This is a genomic window from Streptomyces sp. NBC_01485 (genome assembly GCF_036227125.1).
Taxonomy (GTDB): domain Bacteria; phylum Actinomycetota; class Actinomycetes; order Streptomycetales; family Streptomycetaceae; genus Streptomyces.
Genome location: NZ_CP109435.1, coordinates 6,328,032 through 6,342,581 on the forward strand (window position 1 = coordinate 6,328,032; position 14,550 = coordinate 6,342,581).

A 14,550-nucleotide genomic window follows, 5' to 3' on the forward strand; every position below is an offset into this window, starting at 1 on the left:
AAGGATCCGTTCATGGCGCCGAGCACCCTGGTCGCACTGTGGGAGCAGCAGGCAGCCGCGACACCCGACGCGGTCGCCGTCGTCGCGGGAGTACACCGCGCCACCTACGCCGACGTGGACCGCCGGGCCACGGCACTCGCCGCCGAACTACAGGCACGCGGCTTCGGATCGGAGGACCTGGTCGGCGTCTGTCTCGGCCGCTCGGTCGAGATGGTCGTGGCCCTGCTCGGCATCCTGAAGTCGGGTGCCGCGTACCTGCCCCTCGACCCGGGCTATCCGGCCGACCGGCTGCGGTACATGACCACCGACTCGGGGGCCGGACCATGGCTGTGCGACGCGGACCACCGTGCGCAGGCCCTGGCGTCCGGCGCGGCCGACGTCCTGCTGGTCGAGGACCTCCCCACTGAACCTGCCGCACCGGTGGCGCCGGTGGTACGCCCGCACCACCTGGCCTACGTCATCTACACCTCCGGTTCGACCGGCCTGCCCAAGGGTGTGGCCGTCGACCACGCGGCGATCGCCTCGTTTCTGCGGAGTGCGGCCGAACGGCCCGGCCTCGGGGCGGACGACCGGGTCCTCGCGCTGACCCCGCTGTCGTTCGACATCTCGGCGCTGGAACTGTTCCTGCCGCTGACCCGGGGAGCGACGGTGGTGATGGCCCCGCGCGCCGCCAACACCGACCCCGAACTGCTGGCCGCCACCATCGCCGAGGCGGGTGTGAGCGTCGTCCAGGCGACCCCCACCACTTGGCGGATGCTGCTGGCGTCCGGCTGGACGGACGGGCACGGCCGGGTCCTGCTGTCGGGCGGTGAGCCACTCGATCCGCAGCTGGCCCGCGACCTGCTTGCCACCGGCGGCACCCTGTGGAACCTGTACGGGCCGACCGAGGCGACGGTGTGGGCCACCGCCGCCCGCATCGACGCCGTCGCCGACCGGGTCACGGTCGGTACGGCCCTGTCCAACACCCGGCTGTACGTCGTCGACGAGGGCGGGCGGGAGGCCGGCCCGGGAGTCACCGGCGAGCTGTGGATCGGCGGCGCGGGCGTGGCGCGCGGCTACCTCAACCGGCCCGCGCTGACCGCGGACCGGTTCGTGCCCGACCCGTTCGGGGACGCCTCCGGGCGCCTGTACCGGACCGGCGATGTCGCCCGGTGGTCCGCCGACGGCATTCTGGAGGTGCTGGGGCGCGACGACGACCAGGTCAAGGTGCGCGGCTTCCGTATCGAGCTCGGCGAGATCGAGGCCTGCGCGCGCAGCCACCCCCTCGTCACGGACGCGGTGGTGGTCGTCGACCGCGAGGCGGCCGGCGGCGACCAGTTGGTGGCGTACCTCGTGCCCGCCCACGACGCGCGCGGGCACGAGGACCTGCCCCGCCAGGTCCGTGACCACCTCGCGCGGCGGCTGCCCGCCCACATGGTGGCCCAGGGCTACGCCGTGCTCGACGGCCTGCCCCGCACCCCTGCGGGCAAGGCCGACCGCGGCGCCGTGAAGCGGATCCCGTACAGCCCGGTCCGGGCAGACAGGCCGGTGCCCGACGGCGTCCCGCTGCCGCCGCACACCGCGGTGGTGCGCCGCGTGTGGGCCGAGGTGCTCGGGCTCGACGACGTGTCCCCGTACGACGACTTCTTCGCCCTGGGCGGTCAGTCGCTCACCGCGATACGGGTCGTGGCTCGGCTGCGTGCGGAGCTCGGCCTGCCGGTCGACGCCCAGTCGGTCTTCGCGCATCCGACACCCGCCGCGCTCGCTGCCGCCCTGGACGGCGTGGCGCCCTCGGACGACGAGCCGATTCCCGCGGCCTCGACCGCCGAACTCTCCTTCGGCCAGGAACGGATCTGGTTCTTCGAGCAGCTGAACGACGCAGTGCCCGCCTACCACCTGCCGGTCGCCCTGGGCCTGCCCGGTGGGCGCGTCGACCTGACGCTGCTGCAGGACTGCCTGTCCGCGCTGGTGCACCGGCACCCGGCGCTGCGCACGGCGCTCGTCGCTGTCGACGGCCGGGTCCGCCCCGAACTGCGCGAGCCGGGACCTGTGCCGCTGCGCTGCACCGAGGTCGCCGAGGAGGACCTGGACGCGCTGGTGACCGAGCGGATCCACGCCCCCTTCGCCCTCGACCGCCCACCGCTGCTGCGCGCGGACGTGCTGCGCACCCCGAGCCGTGACATCGCGTTGCTGACGATTCATCACATAGCGTGCGACGGCGCGTCGATGGACCTGATGGTGCGGGAACTGGGCGAGCTCTACACGGAGCTCGCCGCCGGCCGCCGCCCCGCCCCGGCACCGCTGCCCGTGACGTACGCCGACTACGCGGCCTGGCAGCGCGAGCGACTAACGGACGCTGAGCTGGAGCGGCTGCTCGACCACTGGCGCACCCGGCTGTCCGGCGTGCCCGTCCTGGAGCTGCCGACCAGCCGACCCCGGCCGGCCGTCGCGAGCCACCGCGGTCGCCGCGAACTGCTGTGCATCCCTGCTGACTTGACGCACCGGCTGCGCACGCTGTGCCGGGCCGAGGGCGTCACCCTGTTCATGGGCCTGCTGGCCCCGTTGCAGGTGCTGCTCGGCCGGTACGCCGACGAGAACGATGTCGCCGTCGGCACCCTGGCAGGCGGCCGGCCGCGCCCAGAACTGGACGATGTGGTCGGCTACTTCGTGAACACCGTCGTCCTGCGCACCGATCTGTCGGGCGACCCGACCTGGCGCGAGGCGCTCGGCCGCGTCCGCGAGGTCGCGCGGCAGGCGTACGCGCACCAGGAGCTGCCCTTCGAGAAACTGGTGGCGCAGCTGTGCCCGGAGCGCGACCTGAGCCGTAACCCGCTCTTCCAGGTGCTGCTCGCTCTGCACGAGGAGCCGAGGGCCGGTCACGTCACCGAGCTGTACGACCGCAAGGAGCTGGAAGGACGGCTCGGCACTGCCCGCTTCGACCTCGCCTTCGACGTGACGGACCACGCCGCCGGGGCCGGTGACCTCAGCATCTCCATCGAGTACGCCACCGACCTGTTCGAAGCCGACTTCGTCCGGGGCCTCGGCCAGCACTTCCTGCGGGTGATCGAGCAGATGGTGTCCGGCGCCACGGCCCGACTGTCCGAGCTGGAGATCGTCTCGGTCGATGAGCTTCGTGCCCTCTCCATCGGCAACCGGGCCGAGCCGCTGCCCGAGCCGACCACCCTGGTCCGGCTGTGGGACCGCCAGGTGCGGGCCACCCCGGACGCGGTCTGCGTCGTGGGCGACGGCCGGTCGCTGACGTTCGCCGAGACCGACGCGCGGGCCTCGGCCCTGGCCCGGGAGCTGCGGACCGGGGGCGTGCGCTCCGAAAGCCTGGTCGGCGTCTGCCTGGAACGCTCGGTGGAACTGGTGGTCGCCCTGCTGGGCGTGCTGAAGGCGGGCGGTGCCTACGTCCCGCTGGACCCCGGCTACCCGGCTGACCGGCTGCAGTACCTGCTGGCCGACTCGGGCGTACGCCTGGTCGTCGCGGACCCGGGGCACCCCACCTCGGCCCTGTTCGGCGACGGCGTGCGTCTCGTGGCGGTGGACCAGGAACCCGGGGCGGACCCCGAGCCGGCCGAGGAGGCACAACCGCACCACCTCGCCTACGTGATCTACACGTCCGGCTCGACCGGCAACCCCAAGGGTGTCGCGATCACCCATGCCAACATCACCGGGTTCCTGGAGTGGAACCAGCGGCTGTGCCGGCTCACCGGGCGGGACCGGGCCCTGCTCAACCACTCGGTGGCGTTCGACAACTCGGTCTGGGAGATTTTCCAGTGCCTGGTGTCCGGGGCCGAACTGCACCTGGCGAGCCCCACTGCCGCCTACGACCCCGAGGAGTTCCTGCGAGAGGTCGCCGAGCGCGGCATCACCACGCTCAACGCGACGCCCTCGCAGATGCGGATCCTGCTGGAATCTGGTACGGATCCCGCTGCCCGACTCGGCTCCGTCCGCCTGGTGTTCACCGGTGCCGAGGCCGTGCCGCACGATGTGGCCCGCCGCATCCTGTCCGCCACCGCGCCGGGATGCCAGGTCTTCAACGAGTACGGGCCCACCGAAGCGACCGTCACCTCGGCGTTCTGCCCGATCACCGAGGAGCTGCTCGACCGGCACAGCCATCACCCGAGCGTCCCGTTCGGCGGGGCGACCGACAACGCGCACCTCTACGTTCTGGACCCGCGACTACGCCCGGTCCCCCCGGGCTGTCGGGGCGAGCTCCATGTCGGCGGCAGCGCGGTCGGCCGCGGCTATCTCGGCAGGCCGGCCCGCACGGCCGCGGCGTACCTGCCCGACCCGTACGTCGCCGAGCCCGGCGCCCGTATGTACGCCACGGGCGACGTGGTCCGGTTGCTGCCCGACGGGAATCTGGTCTTCCTCGGCCGCAACGACCACCAGGTCAAGCTGCGCGGCTTCCGCATCGAGCTCGGCGAGATCGAGTCCGCGCTCCAGACCCATCCCGCCCTCGCCGGCTGCGTGCTGGCCGTGCGCCACACCCGCACCGGTGAGGATCATTTGGCGGCCTACCTGATCCCCGAGCACCCCGACCCACCCGCACCGGACCCGGCAGAGCTGCGCGCGCACCTGGCGGAGCAACTGCCGCCCTACATGCTGCCGCAGAGCTACACCGTGATCGACGAGATCCCTCTCACCCCGAACGGCAAGGTCGACCGGGACGCACTGCCCGACCCACGTCCGGTGCCCGCCCCGGGCCCCGCCGCCCGCCGGGCGGTCACCAAGCAGCAGCTCCTCGTCGCCGACGTGTGGCGGGAGTGCCTGGGCGTCGACGAGGACTTCGGGCCACAGGACGACTTCTTCGACGTCGGCGGCACCTCGTTGACCATCACCACGGTCGCGGGCCGGCTCAGCGAGCGACTCGGACGCCGGGTCCCGCCGGTCCTGGTCTTCAGAAACCCCACCGTCGCGGGCCTCGCCGAGGCCCTGGAGGAGAACGCACAGCGATGACTGTCTCTGCCTATGACTCCTTCGCGGAGTTGCCCGCCCATGACTGGGACACGCTCACGGTCGGTGCCAACATCTATTCCACCAGCGGATTCGCGGGAGTGCGCGAGGAGGCGCTGCCACCCGAGGCGCACGCCCGCTACCTGCTGGCACACGACAGCGACGGCACCCCGGTCGCGAATCTGGAGGTGTACTCCTTCACCGACGTGCCGCACGATCTTTACAACCCCGGAGACCTGCTGGGCGAGGTGATCAGTGACGAGCGAGCAGCCCACCTGAACGCGAGGCCGATATCCGTCGCGGCGGGTTGGTCGGAGTTTCGCGGACAGGTGCCCGGGCACGTGAACGCCTCGGTTGAGCAGCGGGAGTCGGCCCTCGGCCGCCTCACTGCGGAAGCATTGCGGCTGGCCGGGCAGGCGGGCTCGAGCGTGCTGGCCTACTGCTACCTACCGCTGGAGACGGCACGCGAGTTGGTGAAGGCGCACGCCTCGGACGGAGCGGTACTGCTCCTGCACAACGTCGAGACCAGCATCCCGATCGGCCTGTGGGCGGACTTCGACGACTACGTCGCCTGGCTGCCCGCCGGCCGACGGCAGCGCGTTCGCCGCGAGTTGCGCAGATTCCGGGAGAGCGGGCGTGTCGTGACCGAGCTGACGCTGCCAGAGGTGGCCAAGGAGATCGCGCCGCTGAACCGCGCACTCATGCAGAAGTACGGACACAGCACCTACGACGAGGAGCGCGCGGTGGCCGTCTTCGATCGGCAGAGCCGTTTCCTCGGCGATGAAAGCTCGGTGCTGCTCAGCAAAGAGAACGACAAGACTGTCGGTTTTCTGCTGCGCTACCGGCAGCACGACATGCTGTACGCCCGAGCCGCCGGGTTCGACTACTCGGTGCCCAACGCCGACGATTACTACAACTTGATGTTCTACCACCAGATCGCAGCCGGTGTGGGCCGCAGCGTCCGCAACATTCACCTGGGCATCAACACTTTTGAGGCCAAGATGCGCCGAGGAGCCCAACCCACCCCGCTCTACAGCGTGTTCGTCGGCGTGGACCGGCCGCTGGAGGCACAGGACAGTGTCGTGCGCGAGTACAACCGGACCCGAGCGGCGGCTTTCGTAACCAAGCACGACAAATACGTGGTGGGTGGCATCAACACCGACGACTGGCTCCTGGACTGACCTCGTGCGGGTCCGCGGACCGCGGTGTCCTCACCTCGCGGTCCGCCGTTTCCCACCCACTGAAGTCGTCCTGGAACCGTGGCCGTCAGGCGGAGCACGTGGTCGGCGCGCTGCTCTGCCGCGCCGCGAGCGGGCGCACCCCAGGCTCCCACTCGTAGGAGAACCGGCCGTTCACGCACAGGGGCCGTGCACGCAGCAGGTAGCTCTCCGCCAGCTCCTCCAGCAGATCCTCGGCCCGCTGGTCGCTGATCCCCAGGGCCGCGGCGGCAAGCGCCGGCGTGAGCCGATCGGGGACGCCGGGAGACAACAGCGCGTACGCCAGGGACCGCGACTCGGCGGGCAGCGTCGCGAGCGTCCGGTCGAATCCGGCCCGCACGCCCAGCGGATCGCTGTCGGCGCCCCCGGACGCGAGGACCCAGGCAGCGGCCTGACGGGCCGTCCAGTGCGGGCGGCGGCGCAACTGCGAAGCGACCGCGAAGAGCGCGCCCGGCAGCCCCCGGCACAACCCGGCCAGCTGTCGCAGCCCCTCCGGGTCCATGGTGGTCCGGTGGCTCGGCACGGAGGATGCCAGCAGGTGCAGACAGTCGTCGAAGGGCAGTCCCGCCAGTTCGACGTGGACCGCCGATGATGACACGAACAGCCGCCGTCGGCTGCCGATCACCACGCCGCAGCCGCCGCCAGACGGCAGCAGCGGCGTCAAGTCCCGTACGTCGCACACGTCGTCGAGCACCACCAGGACGCGCAGGTCGGCGGTCCAGCTACGGAACAGCAGGCTCAGGTCGGTCGTGCCCAGTCGCAACTGCTCCTCCGTCGCGCCGAGTCCACGCAGGAACGAGCGGAGGATCTCGGCGGGCCGCACCCGCCGGCCGGCGCCGTCGCGGAGACGCGCGTAGAGCCTTCCGTCCGGGTAGTGACCACTCACCTGATGCGCGGCATGCAGGCACAGCTCGCTCTTCCCCGTGCCGGGAACGCCCCCCACGATCACGAGCGGCCGGTCCGCCCGCGCCCGGCCGGCCAGCACCGCGGTGATGCGCGCCAGCTGCCCGGCGCGTCCGATCAGACGCTCGCGCGGGGCAGGCAGATGGCAAGGCGCCCGGGCGGCGGTCACGGCCGTGAGCCGTCCGGCGGGACGCAGCAGCTGCTCGTCCGATGCGAGCATGGCCGTGTGCAGGGCCTGGAGTTCGGGGGAAGGGTCGAGACCCAGCTCGGTGGCGATCCGCTCGCGTGCCCGCTGGTAGACCTGGAGCGCCTCCGCCCGCCGGTCCATGCGGTAGAGAGCCGTCATCAGATTGCGCTGGGCCCACTCGTTCGTGGGTTCCCGCCCTGCCATCGAGGTGAGTTCGCCGAGCACCTCGTGGTGCCGGCCGAGGTGCAGGTCGGCTTCGATCCGCAGGTGGTGTGCGCTGGTACGCAACTCCTTCAGGCGGACCGCCTCGGCCTGCAGCGCGGGCCCCTTGCGTACGTCCACCAGGGCATCGTCCCGCCACAGCTGCAGCGCCGCGGTGGCCGTGTCACGGGCCTGTGCGAAGTCATCGTCACGGAACTCCGCACGGGCACGGGCGAGCAGCGGCTCGCACCGGAAGACGTCCACGTGGTCGGCGGGCAGCGACAGCTGGTAGCCGCCGTCGACCGTGCCCAGCAGCGGGCCGGCCGCCCGTACCGCGCCGCCGCTCCTGGGGTTGCCGAGGGAGAACCGCTTCCTGAGCTGGTACACGTACGTCTGCAGCGCGGTGTGCGCGCTGGCCGGCGGGTCGTTGTCCCACAGCTCGTCCATGAGTTGCCCGAAGGGCACCACCCGGCCGGCGTTCAGCACGAGCAGTGCCAGTGTCTGACGTACTTTCTGGGCGGCCGGCGCCAGGTCGACGCGGTGATCGTCCCCGTAGGCCTGGAGCGGCCCGAGAAGGTTGACTCGCATGAAATTCGCCCTGCTTCATGTTCGTTCGGTCCCCATCGGACCGGGCGGCGACGCCACCGTCAGACCCGACCGCTCGGGCCGGGCGGAGGCGTCGCCGCCCGGTGTCAGGAAAACCTGGATTCGGCTGCCGCGGCCAGGGTCGGGTGGTGTCGGGCCACGATGTCGGGGAAGGAGCGGATCAGCCCCTTCATGACGTTGTCGCCGTAGAGGGCGAACAGTGGGTTGTCGGCGTCGTCGATGACTCCGCCGGCGCCCTCGACATATGGGCTGGGCAGTGGCTGCATCGTGGCGTTCAGCCGGGGGTTGTAGAAGAAGGGAATGGAGTAACGGTTGACGCCCGGGGCGGGCCGGACCACCCGGTGGAGGGTGGCACGCACATAGCCCCTCGTCGCCACCTCCAGCAGCTCTCCCAGGTTGACCACGAACGCCCCCGGGATCACCGGGACCTCGGCGAACCGGCCATCCTCGACAGCGACTTGGAGACCGCCGTTGTCGTCCTGGACAAGCAGGGTGAGCAGCCCGAGATCGTTGTGAATGCCGGTCCCCTGGCCCGCGTCCGCGTCCTCGTCCGTCTGCGTGGGACCGGGGTAGTGCAGGAGTTTGAGGTGGATCTGCGGATCCGGGTCGACCACGTCGTCCAGGAACCCGGCCGGGGCGTCGAGCGACTCGAGCATCAGCCGCAGCAGCCGATGTGACAGATCGGTCAGCCGGTCGATCCATGACTCGATGGCCGGGCGCAGCTCGGGCATCGCCTTGGGCCACTCGTTCGGGCCGATCAGGCACCGGTAGGCGGGTTCGCCGGGCGTGGACGTCCTCGCGGTCTGTTCCGGCCCGATGTCCAGTTGCTGGCGCTGGTCGGGGATGCCCTTGGTGTGTTCGCGGCCGAGCTCGGAGTAGCCGCGGAACAGCGGCGAGTCGAGGATGTTCAGCGCGAGCCGATCGGACTCGGGCAGGGCGAAGAACCGGCGGGCCAGCTCGAGCATGTCATCGGCGTCCTCGATACCGTGGCCGACGAGCTGGAAGAAGCCGACCTCGTGGATGGCCTTGCGCAACCGGTTCAGGAACTCAGCCCGGGTTTCTTCCGAACCGGCGACGTCACGGAGGTCGAGCACGGGGAAGCGGTCGGTCATGGCAGCTCCTTCGAATCGCTGGTCTGGTAGATCGTGGGGTCGGTCACGCCGGCGTCCCGGAACGCCTCCTGCCGCTCGCTGCAGGCGGCGCACCGTCCGCATTGCAGCGCGTCGCCACGAAAGCAGCTCCAGGTCTCGGTCCAGGGGACGCCGAGTTCCTCGCCGAGCGACACCACGTCGCTCTTGCGCAGCTTGACCAGCGGCGCTGTCAGGGTCAGATCGGGGTGCGCGTATCCGCGGGTCGCGATCTTCTCCATGGTGAGGAAGGAATCGATGAACTCGGCATTGCTGTCGGGCGCGGCCTGCAGATCGTCGACCACCCCGACGGCCACCGCTTCCGCCTTCTCGGCGACAGCGACCGCGAAGGCGACGGACAGCAGAAGGGCATTGCGGTTGGGTACGACGTTCGGGCTCCCGCCGGACGACCCACTCTTGTGATCCGGCACGTCGACGCTCGGGTCGGTGAGCGAGGAGCCGCTCAGGAGCCTGCCGACCGGACTGAGATCGACGACGTTGTGCGGCACCCCGAGCGATCGAGCCGCCTTCGCGGCGAACTCGTGCTCGACGAGATGACGCTGGCCGTAGTTCACGGACAGCAGGCTGAGTGTGTGTCCTTGCGCATGGAGGTGGTAGGCCATGGTGACCGAGTCCAGGCCGCCGGACACGATTGCGACGGTTTTCGGCATGAGTCGCCTTCCGACAGACTGAAATGGAGGAGGATCAGTACTTGAGGATCAAGGGCAGCGGTGTGCTGTGCACCGACACAGCGGCGGACGCGCGGGCGTCCGTCACGGCGTCGGCGTGGCCGGGACGAGCAGCCGGGTCGATCGGTGGCCCTTGCGGTAGGTCAGCTCGACCTCGGACTGCCGGCCGTCCAGTCGCGTAGTCACGGTTCGCTCCTCGCTCCAACCGACCAAGCGGTACTCGTGTCCACCGAGGGCCACCAGCGGGTACAGGTGGTCTCGGGGAGATCGGATGGCAAGGCCCGTTCCGGTGTCGACGATGCTGAAGGCGGCCTGCGGCTGCGGGCCGGTGAGCGAGCCGAGCTCCTCCACTTCCAGCAGGTGCGCCGGCGCCTCGAACGAACACCGGGCGGCTTCCCGCTCTCCGTCGGTCTCGGCCACGGTCGGCCGGTTGCACAGCACGTCCGAGCCGTTGAAGTAGTCGGCCCAGTCAGCCGGGAACAGTTGTGCAAGCTCCGGTGTGACGAGCACGTCCACGACGAGATGGACCCGGTGCTCGGTACCGAGGTTCTGGATCTGGTGCATGCGGCTGAAGTCACCGAACCAGAACTCACCGGGCTGCCACTGATGGGTCACTCCGTCAAGCACCAGTGTGGCTTTCTCGTCGGTGACGACCGGGATGTGCAACCGGGCCATACCCCAGTCCGGGGCGAACTTGGAGTCGCAATGGGGGTATCCGACGGTGTCGGGTCCAAGGTCCATGAATCGGGCCGCGAAGAGGGGTCCCGGAATCGAACGCAGGATCTCGCGCACGTACGGCATGTGGTCCAGCCACTCGGTGTCGGCGAACTCCTCACCACCGGGGCCGCCCGGGTCGGTACGTGTCTTGTCACCGCCGGGGCTGCGCACCGCGAGGCAGCGCCAGTCCTCTTCAGCCTGCCTTACCACGACCCCGTCGCGGTACACGCGCTGCTGGTCCCACAGATGGCTGCGCGCAGTCATCAGGTCGGCCACCAGCCGGTCGGCGTCCAGGTCGGGGAGGAGGCGAGCCGCTTCCGCAGGCGTCGAAGAGCCATTTGCGATCATCGTTTTCCTTTCATGTCGACCGGACCGGCGCATGTGTGTCGAACAGAACGGCCTCTGTTCATAGCTCTCCGATCCGAATGCAGCCAATTGCTGTCAGGGCCGCCGGACCATGCGTCTGCGCATGAACGGGCAGCGCGATCTCCAAGGCACCCAGTGCGCAGCAGAACAGCAAGAGCGCAGCAAGAATCCAGTACGACCCAGCCGGAATGCGTTGCCGTCGGCCGTGCGCGTCGGCCGACACCAGAGCACAGGCCGGCGACCGTCGCGGTGCCGAGAAGGACGACGATCGGCACATGCGCCACCACCGCCGGAACCACGCCCGTCATACCGGCGCATCAGCCGGCCAGGCAGCAGCCAAGCGCGAGACCCGTCGTCCGTGATCGACCAGCCGGCCCTGCAGCGCTCCCGAGCCGTGCGATCCCGTCGCCGCGTCACCTGGATCGCTCACTGCTTTCGCTTCCGGCGTCGGACGGCTCGTGTCACGTCCGGAGCAGGTCGAACAGCTCGGCCCGGAGCCCGGAGCCCGTGCTGAACTCCCCGCGATATGCGGTCGATGTCATCTGCGCGGCAGCCTTGATGCCGCGCATCGACATGCAAAGGTGCTCCCCCTTCGCTATGACCGCGACGTCCGGGGTCCCGCTCAGGTTGCTGATCTCGAGCGCGATCTGGTCCACGAGGCGCTCCTGGACCTGCAGCTTGTGCGCGTACTGGTGGGCGACCCTGGCGAACTTCGACAGGCCGAGCAGTTGCCCTGTCGGGCGGTACGCGATCGTCACGGAGCAGTTGAACGGCAGGAGGTGATGCTCGCACAGCGACCAGACCTGAATGTCCGAGACGACTACGAGCTGATTCGTGCCGGTGGACTCGAACAGCGTGCCCAGCGAACCCGGGTCATAGTCGATGAACTCTCGCCACCAGCGAGCGAACCGCGCAGGTGTGTCGCGCAGTCCGTCGCGGTTCGGGTCCTCGCCGATCTCCACCAGCAGTTGGCGGGCGAGGGGGATCAGCGGATCCTCGGTCGTCGTCGAAGCCGACGTGTCACCATCGAGGTCCAATTCCGTCACCGACATGCGGGCACCTTTCGTTTGGGCTTCGGCCGGGCTTCGGAGTAACTGACCTCACGGCCGGTACTCGGCCCAGGTCTTGGGAGTTTCCGATATACGCACGCAGGTCAACTCGGGAAATTCCGCCGACCATGTCTTGTAGACCCAGGCGGCCATGTTCTCAGCCGTCGGATTTCCGGTCATCACATCGTTCAGATGCCGATGATCAAGGTGGCTGTCCAGCCAGACCTTGAATGCGGACAACTCCCCGTAGTCTCGGACGAAGCCTACGGGCAACAGATCCTTGTCGTCGGCTGCAAGCTCCAACTCGACCACATAGTTGTGCCCGTGCATGCGGGCACACTGATGTTCAGGAGCAAGACCAGCAAGCTGATGACTGGCCGAGAATTCAAATTTCTTCGTGATTCGAAATGACATCGATCCGAGTTCCCTTCTCCTTTGGGCGTGCCGCTGATCACACGCCGCGTTTGTCGTCCCACAACAACGTGTGCAGTCTGGTCGTCAGATTCCAGCCGCGCTTTACCACCGCGTCGGCCAACTCGCTCATGTGTTTTGTGACATCGTCGGCGGTACGCCCGATCGGCATGATCCACACCGAGGCCAGATCGAAGGCGGCAACCAGCTCGGCCACCTCGTCGAGATCGCGGGTGTTCTGGCAGACGAACTTGAACGTGCTTCCCGGCAGTGCCGAGAGACTGGTGAGTGCGGCAGGGACGATCCTGCGCTTCAAGGCGTCGCCCGAGTGCGACAGCTTCGGCGAGACGTTGAACCTGACGCCGGCGGCGATGAGTTCAGGGTGCGCGGCGTGCGTCCCGTTGGTCTCGATCTCGATCTCTCTACCGCGTCCGGTCAGCGCTGCCACCAGCGGAATCAGTCGCTCCTGCTGACCCAGGGGCTCACCGCCGGAGATGACGATCAGCTCGGTGTCGAATGCGAGCAACTCTGCGACAACATCTGCGACCGGTCGGAGGTGCAGCTCCTTGCGCGGATCGTGGGCGACCCCGCTCTCACCGGCTCCGGTCCAGTCCCACGTGTAGGGCGTATCGCACCACGAGCACGACAGGTTGCACCCGCCGAGTCGCAGGAACGCGCACCTGCGTCCCAGGGACCGACCCTCGCCCTGGACGGTCGGACCGAAGATTTCGTTGACTACGAGATCCTGCTCCATGGCGCACCGTTTCCTATGAGTGGGACGGCTCTACAGCCGCCGGCTTCTGTGCCTGCACGATGAACCAGTGCCGGCTCAGCCGGACGCCCTGATCGACGGTCACCGCGGCGACATATCGATCGAATGCCTCCTTGTCCGCCGCCGAGTCGTAGTCGTCGACGATCGGCACCTGGTGCAGAAATGTGTCCAGATCGCCCGCCGAGTGGTAGAACTCCTCGAACCGGAACGCCTGGTTTCTTGTCACGACGAAGCCCGCATCGGACAGCTCTTGAGCGATCCCCTCCGACAAGGGCCTGCCGTTCCAGCTGCCGAAGTCCTGGCCGCGACCGAACGTTTCCTTCAGCTCGCGCGCGTCCTGCTCCCCGATCCCCATGTACACCACGAACCCACCGGGGCGGAGCACCCGCTCGAACTCATGGGCGAACAGTGGACCGCGGCGGGAAGTGACCACATCGGCGTACCCGTCGGGCAGCCCCGTACGGGCGGCATCGCACAGATGGAACGTGACGTGCGGCTGACCTGCCTGCGCTCGGTACCGCGCGGCGCATTCCAGCATCGACGGCGACAGATCCATCCCGATTGCGGCGCCGTACGCACGAGAGACGCGCAACAAACTACGCCCATCGGCGCAGCCGACATCCACCAGTCGGGCGTCCGGCACCCCCAGCGCAGTCACCAGTTCATCGAAGGCGGCGTCCGGGCGGCCGTCGGCGAATACGTCGGTGCTCCGCGCATCGCTGAGGTAGCCGCCGAACTGCTCGGCGACCCGGGAGTAGAACTCCGCGTCCATCGTCATCGGCCCTGCACCTTCCCCTGAGCCATGCTCAAGGAGAGGCCCTGGAGGGTGCGCCCCGGTCCCTTCCTCTTCCGTGGGAACTCCCTGACAAGGTCTACCGCTGTTGTCGCGGGGGTCTTTGTGCTGCGCTGCGATTCGGTTTGCGGGAGGTCGAGCACGGTGGGCGTCACCGCGGGCCGGGTCACTACGGTCATTCGGACAACTCCTTGAGGGCTGTCCCCCCGAAAGGGGCCAAGGTCGGCAGGACCCAATGTCCGGTGCCGCCCTATCGGCCCGGCATCACGGCGTATCCACAGCGGGACAGGGCTGGGATAGGGCGGTGATAGCGCGAGCATGCGGCCGTGGCAGGCAGTTGGCCCACACTGGTTTCAGCAACGCCGGACGGATTACGAAACGGGTTGCGAGACGGATCGCCCCAGCGAAGGAGAAGAGAGATGGTCATCAAGAAGTTGCTGGCTGCCGCGGGGGTCGTCGTCGTGCTGGTCCTGGGTGCTGTAGGAAATCAGCACGGCGTGGAGCGGGGCCCGGTTGCCGCGACGCCGCCCGCCGACAACACGCCGTGGACGTGACGGACCAGCATGCCTCC

At 69.1% G+C, this 14,550-nt stretch carries 11 protein-coding genes; 3 read left to right on the forward strand and 8 right to left on the reverse strand.

Going from position 1 to position 14,550, the window contains the following annotated elements; genetic code table 11:
• Window positions 1-12: 12 nt before the first annotated feature.
• Complete coding sequence (locus OG352_RS28745; protein ID WP_329220888.1) at window positions 13-4,944, forward strand: non-ribosomal peptide synthetase; 4,932 nt, start codon at window positions 13-15, stop codon at window positions 4,942-4,944.
• On the forward strand, window positions 4,941-6,122 hold the full coding sequence (locus OG352_RS28750) for a GNAT family N-acetyltransferase (protein ID WP_329220889.1): 1,182 nt from the start codon (window positions 4,941-4,943) through the stop codon (window positions 6,120-6,122). Before OG352_RS28745 ends, OG352_RS28750 begins: the two co-directional genes overlap by 4 nt.
• A gap of 85 nt (window positions 6,123-6,207) precedes the next feature.
• Here the strand turns inward: OG352_RS28750 and OG352_RS28755 are convergent, their stop codons facing one another.
• The 8 genes from OG352_RS28755 to OG352_RS28790 form a co-directional block, all read right to left on the reverse strand.
• Complete coding sequence (locus OG352_RS28755) at window positions 6,208-8,037, reverse strand: AfsR/SARP family transcriptional regulator (RefSeq protein WP_329220890.1); 1,830 nt, start codon at window positions 8,035-8,037, stop codon at window positions 6,208-6,210.
• Between the two features lie 104 nt (window positions 8,038-8,141).
• Window positions 8,142-9,167 (reverse strand): isopenicillin N synthase family dioxygenase, encoded by a 1,026-nt coding sequence (locus tag OG352_RS28760; RefSeq protein ID WP_329220891.1) that lies wholly within the window; start codon window positions 9,165-9,167, stop codon window positions 8,142-8,144.
• Window positions 9,164-9,853: a 7-cyano-7-deazaguanine synthase QueC gene (queC, locus tag OG352_RS28765; RefSeq protein ID WP_329220893.1), complete on the reverse strand. Its 690-nt coding sequence runs from the start codon at window positions 9,851-9,853 to the stop codon at window positions 9,164-9,166. Before queC ends, OG352_RS28760 begins: the two co-directional genes overlap by 4 nt.
• Window positions 9,854-9,955: 102 nt before the next feature.
• Complete coding sequence (locus OG352_RS28770) at window positions 9,956-10,969, reverse strand: aspartyl/asparaginyl beta-hydroxylase domain-containing protein (RefSeq protein WP_329220894.1); 1,014 nt, start codon at window positions 10,967-10,969, stop codon at window positions 9,956-9,958.
• A 446-nt stretch (window positions 10,970-11,415) separates the two neighbouring features.
• On the reverse strand, window positions 11,416-12,006 hold the full coding sequence (gene folE / locus OG352_RS28775) for a GTP cyclohydrolase I (RefSeq protein ID WP_329220895.1): 591 nt from the start codon (window positions 12,004-12,006) through the stop codon (window positions 11,416-11,418).
• 48 nt (window positions 12,007-12,054) lie between these two features.
• On the reverse strand, window positions 12,055-12,417 hold the full coding sequence (locus tag OG352_RS28780) for a 6-pyruvoyl trahydropterin synthase family protein (protein WP_329220896.1): 363 nt from the start codon (window positions 12,415-12,417) through the stop codon (window positions 12,055-12,057).
• A 37-nt stretch (window positions 12,418-12,454) separates the two neighbouring features.
• Window positions 12,455-13,168, reverse strand: coding sequence for a 7-carboxy-7-deazaguanine synthase QueE (locus tag OG352_RS28785; protein ID WP_329220897.1), 714 nt, complete (start codon window positions 13,166-13,168; stop codon window positions 12,455-12,457).
• Window positions 13,169-13,181: 13 nt separating this feature from the next.
• Window positions 13,182-13,964, reverse strand: a complete 783-nt coding sequence (locus OG352_RS28790; protein ID WP_329220899.1) for a class I SAM-dependent methyltransferase — start codon at window positions 13,962-13,964, stop codon at window positions 13,182-13,184.
• Between the two features lie 434 nt (window positions 13,965-14,398).
• Between OG352_RS28790 and OG352_RS28795 the strand changes: the two genes are divergently transcribed.
• Window positions 14,399-14,533, forward strand: coding sequence for a hypothetical protein (locus OG352_RS28795; RefSeq protein ID WP_329220900.1), 135 nt, complete (start codon window positions 14,399-14,401; stop codon window positions 14,531-14,533).
• Window positions 14,534-14,550 lie beyond the last annotated feature (17 nt).

Bases quoted from the DNA above. Each gene is read 5' to 3' on its own strand.
- OG352_RS28745 (WP_329220888.1), top strand. From the start codon at position 13: ATGGCGCCGAGCACCCTGGTCGCACTGTGGGAGCAGCAGGCAGCCGCG.
- OG352_RS28750 (WP_329220889.1), top strand. From the start codon at position 4,941: ATGACTGTCTCTGCCTATGACTCCTTCGCGGAGTTGCCCGCCCATGAC.
- OG352_RS28755 (WP_329220890.1), bottom strand. From the start codon at position 8,037: ATGCGAGTCAACCTTCTCGGGCCGCTCCAGGCCTACGGGGACGATCAC.
- OG352_RS28760 (WP_329220891.1), bottom strand. From the start codon at position 9,167: ATGACCGACCGCTTCCCCGTGCTCGACCTCCGTGACGTCGCCGGTTCG.
- queC (WP_329220893.1), bottom strand. From the start codon at position 9,853: ATGCCGAAAACCGTCGCAATCGTGTCCGGCGGCCTGGACTCGGTCACC.
- OG352_RS28770 (WP_329220894.1), bottom strand. From the start codon at position 10,969: ATGCGCCGGTCCGGTCGACATGAAAGGAAAACGATGATCGCAAATGGC.
- folE (WP_329220895.1), bottom strand. From the start codon at position 12,006: ATGTCGGTGACGGAATTGGACCTCGATGGTGACACGTCGGCTTCGACG.
- OG352_RS28780 (WP_329220896.1), bottom strand. From the start codon at position 12,417: ATGTCATTTCGAATCACGAAGAAATTTGAATTCTCGGCCAGTCATCAG.
- OG352_RS28785 (WP_329220897.1), bottom strand. From the start codon at position 13,168: ATGGAGCAGGATCTCGTAGTCAACGAAATCTTCGGTCCGACCGTCCAG.
- OG352_RS28790 (WP_329220899.1), bottom strand. From the start codon at position 13,964: ATGACGATGGACGCGGAGTTCTACTCCCGGGTCGCCGAGCAGTTCGGC.
- OG352_RS28795 (WP_329220900.1), top strand. From the start codon at position 14,399: ATGGTCATCAAGAAGTTGCTGGCTGCCGCGGGGGTCGTCGTCGTGCTG.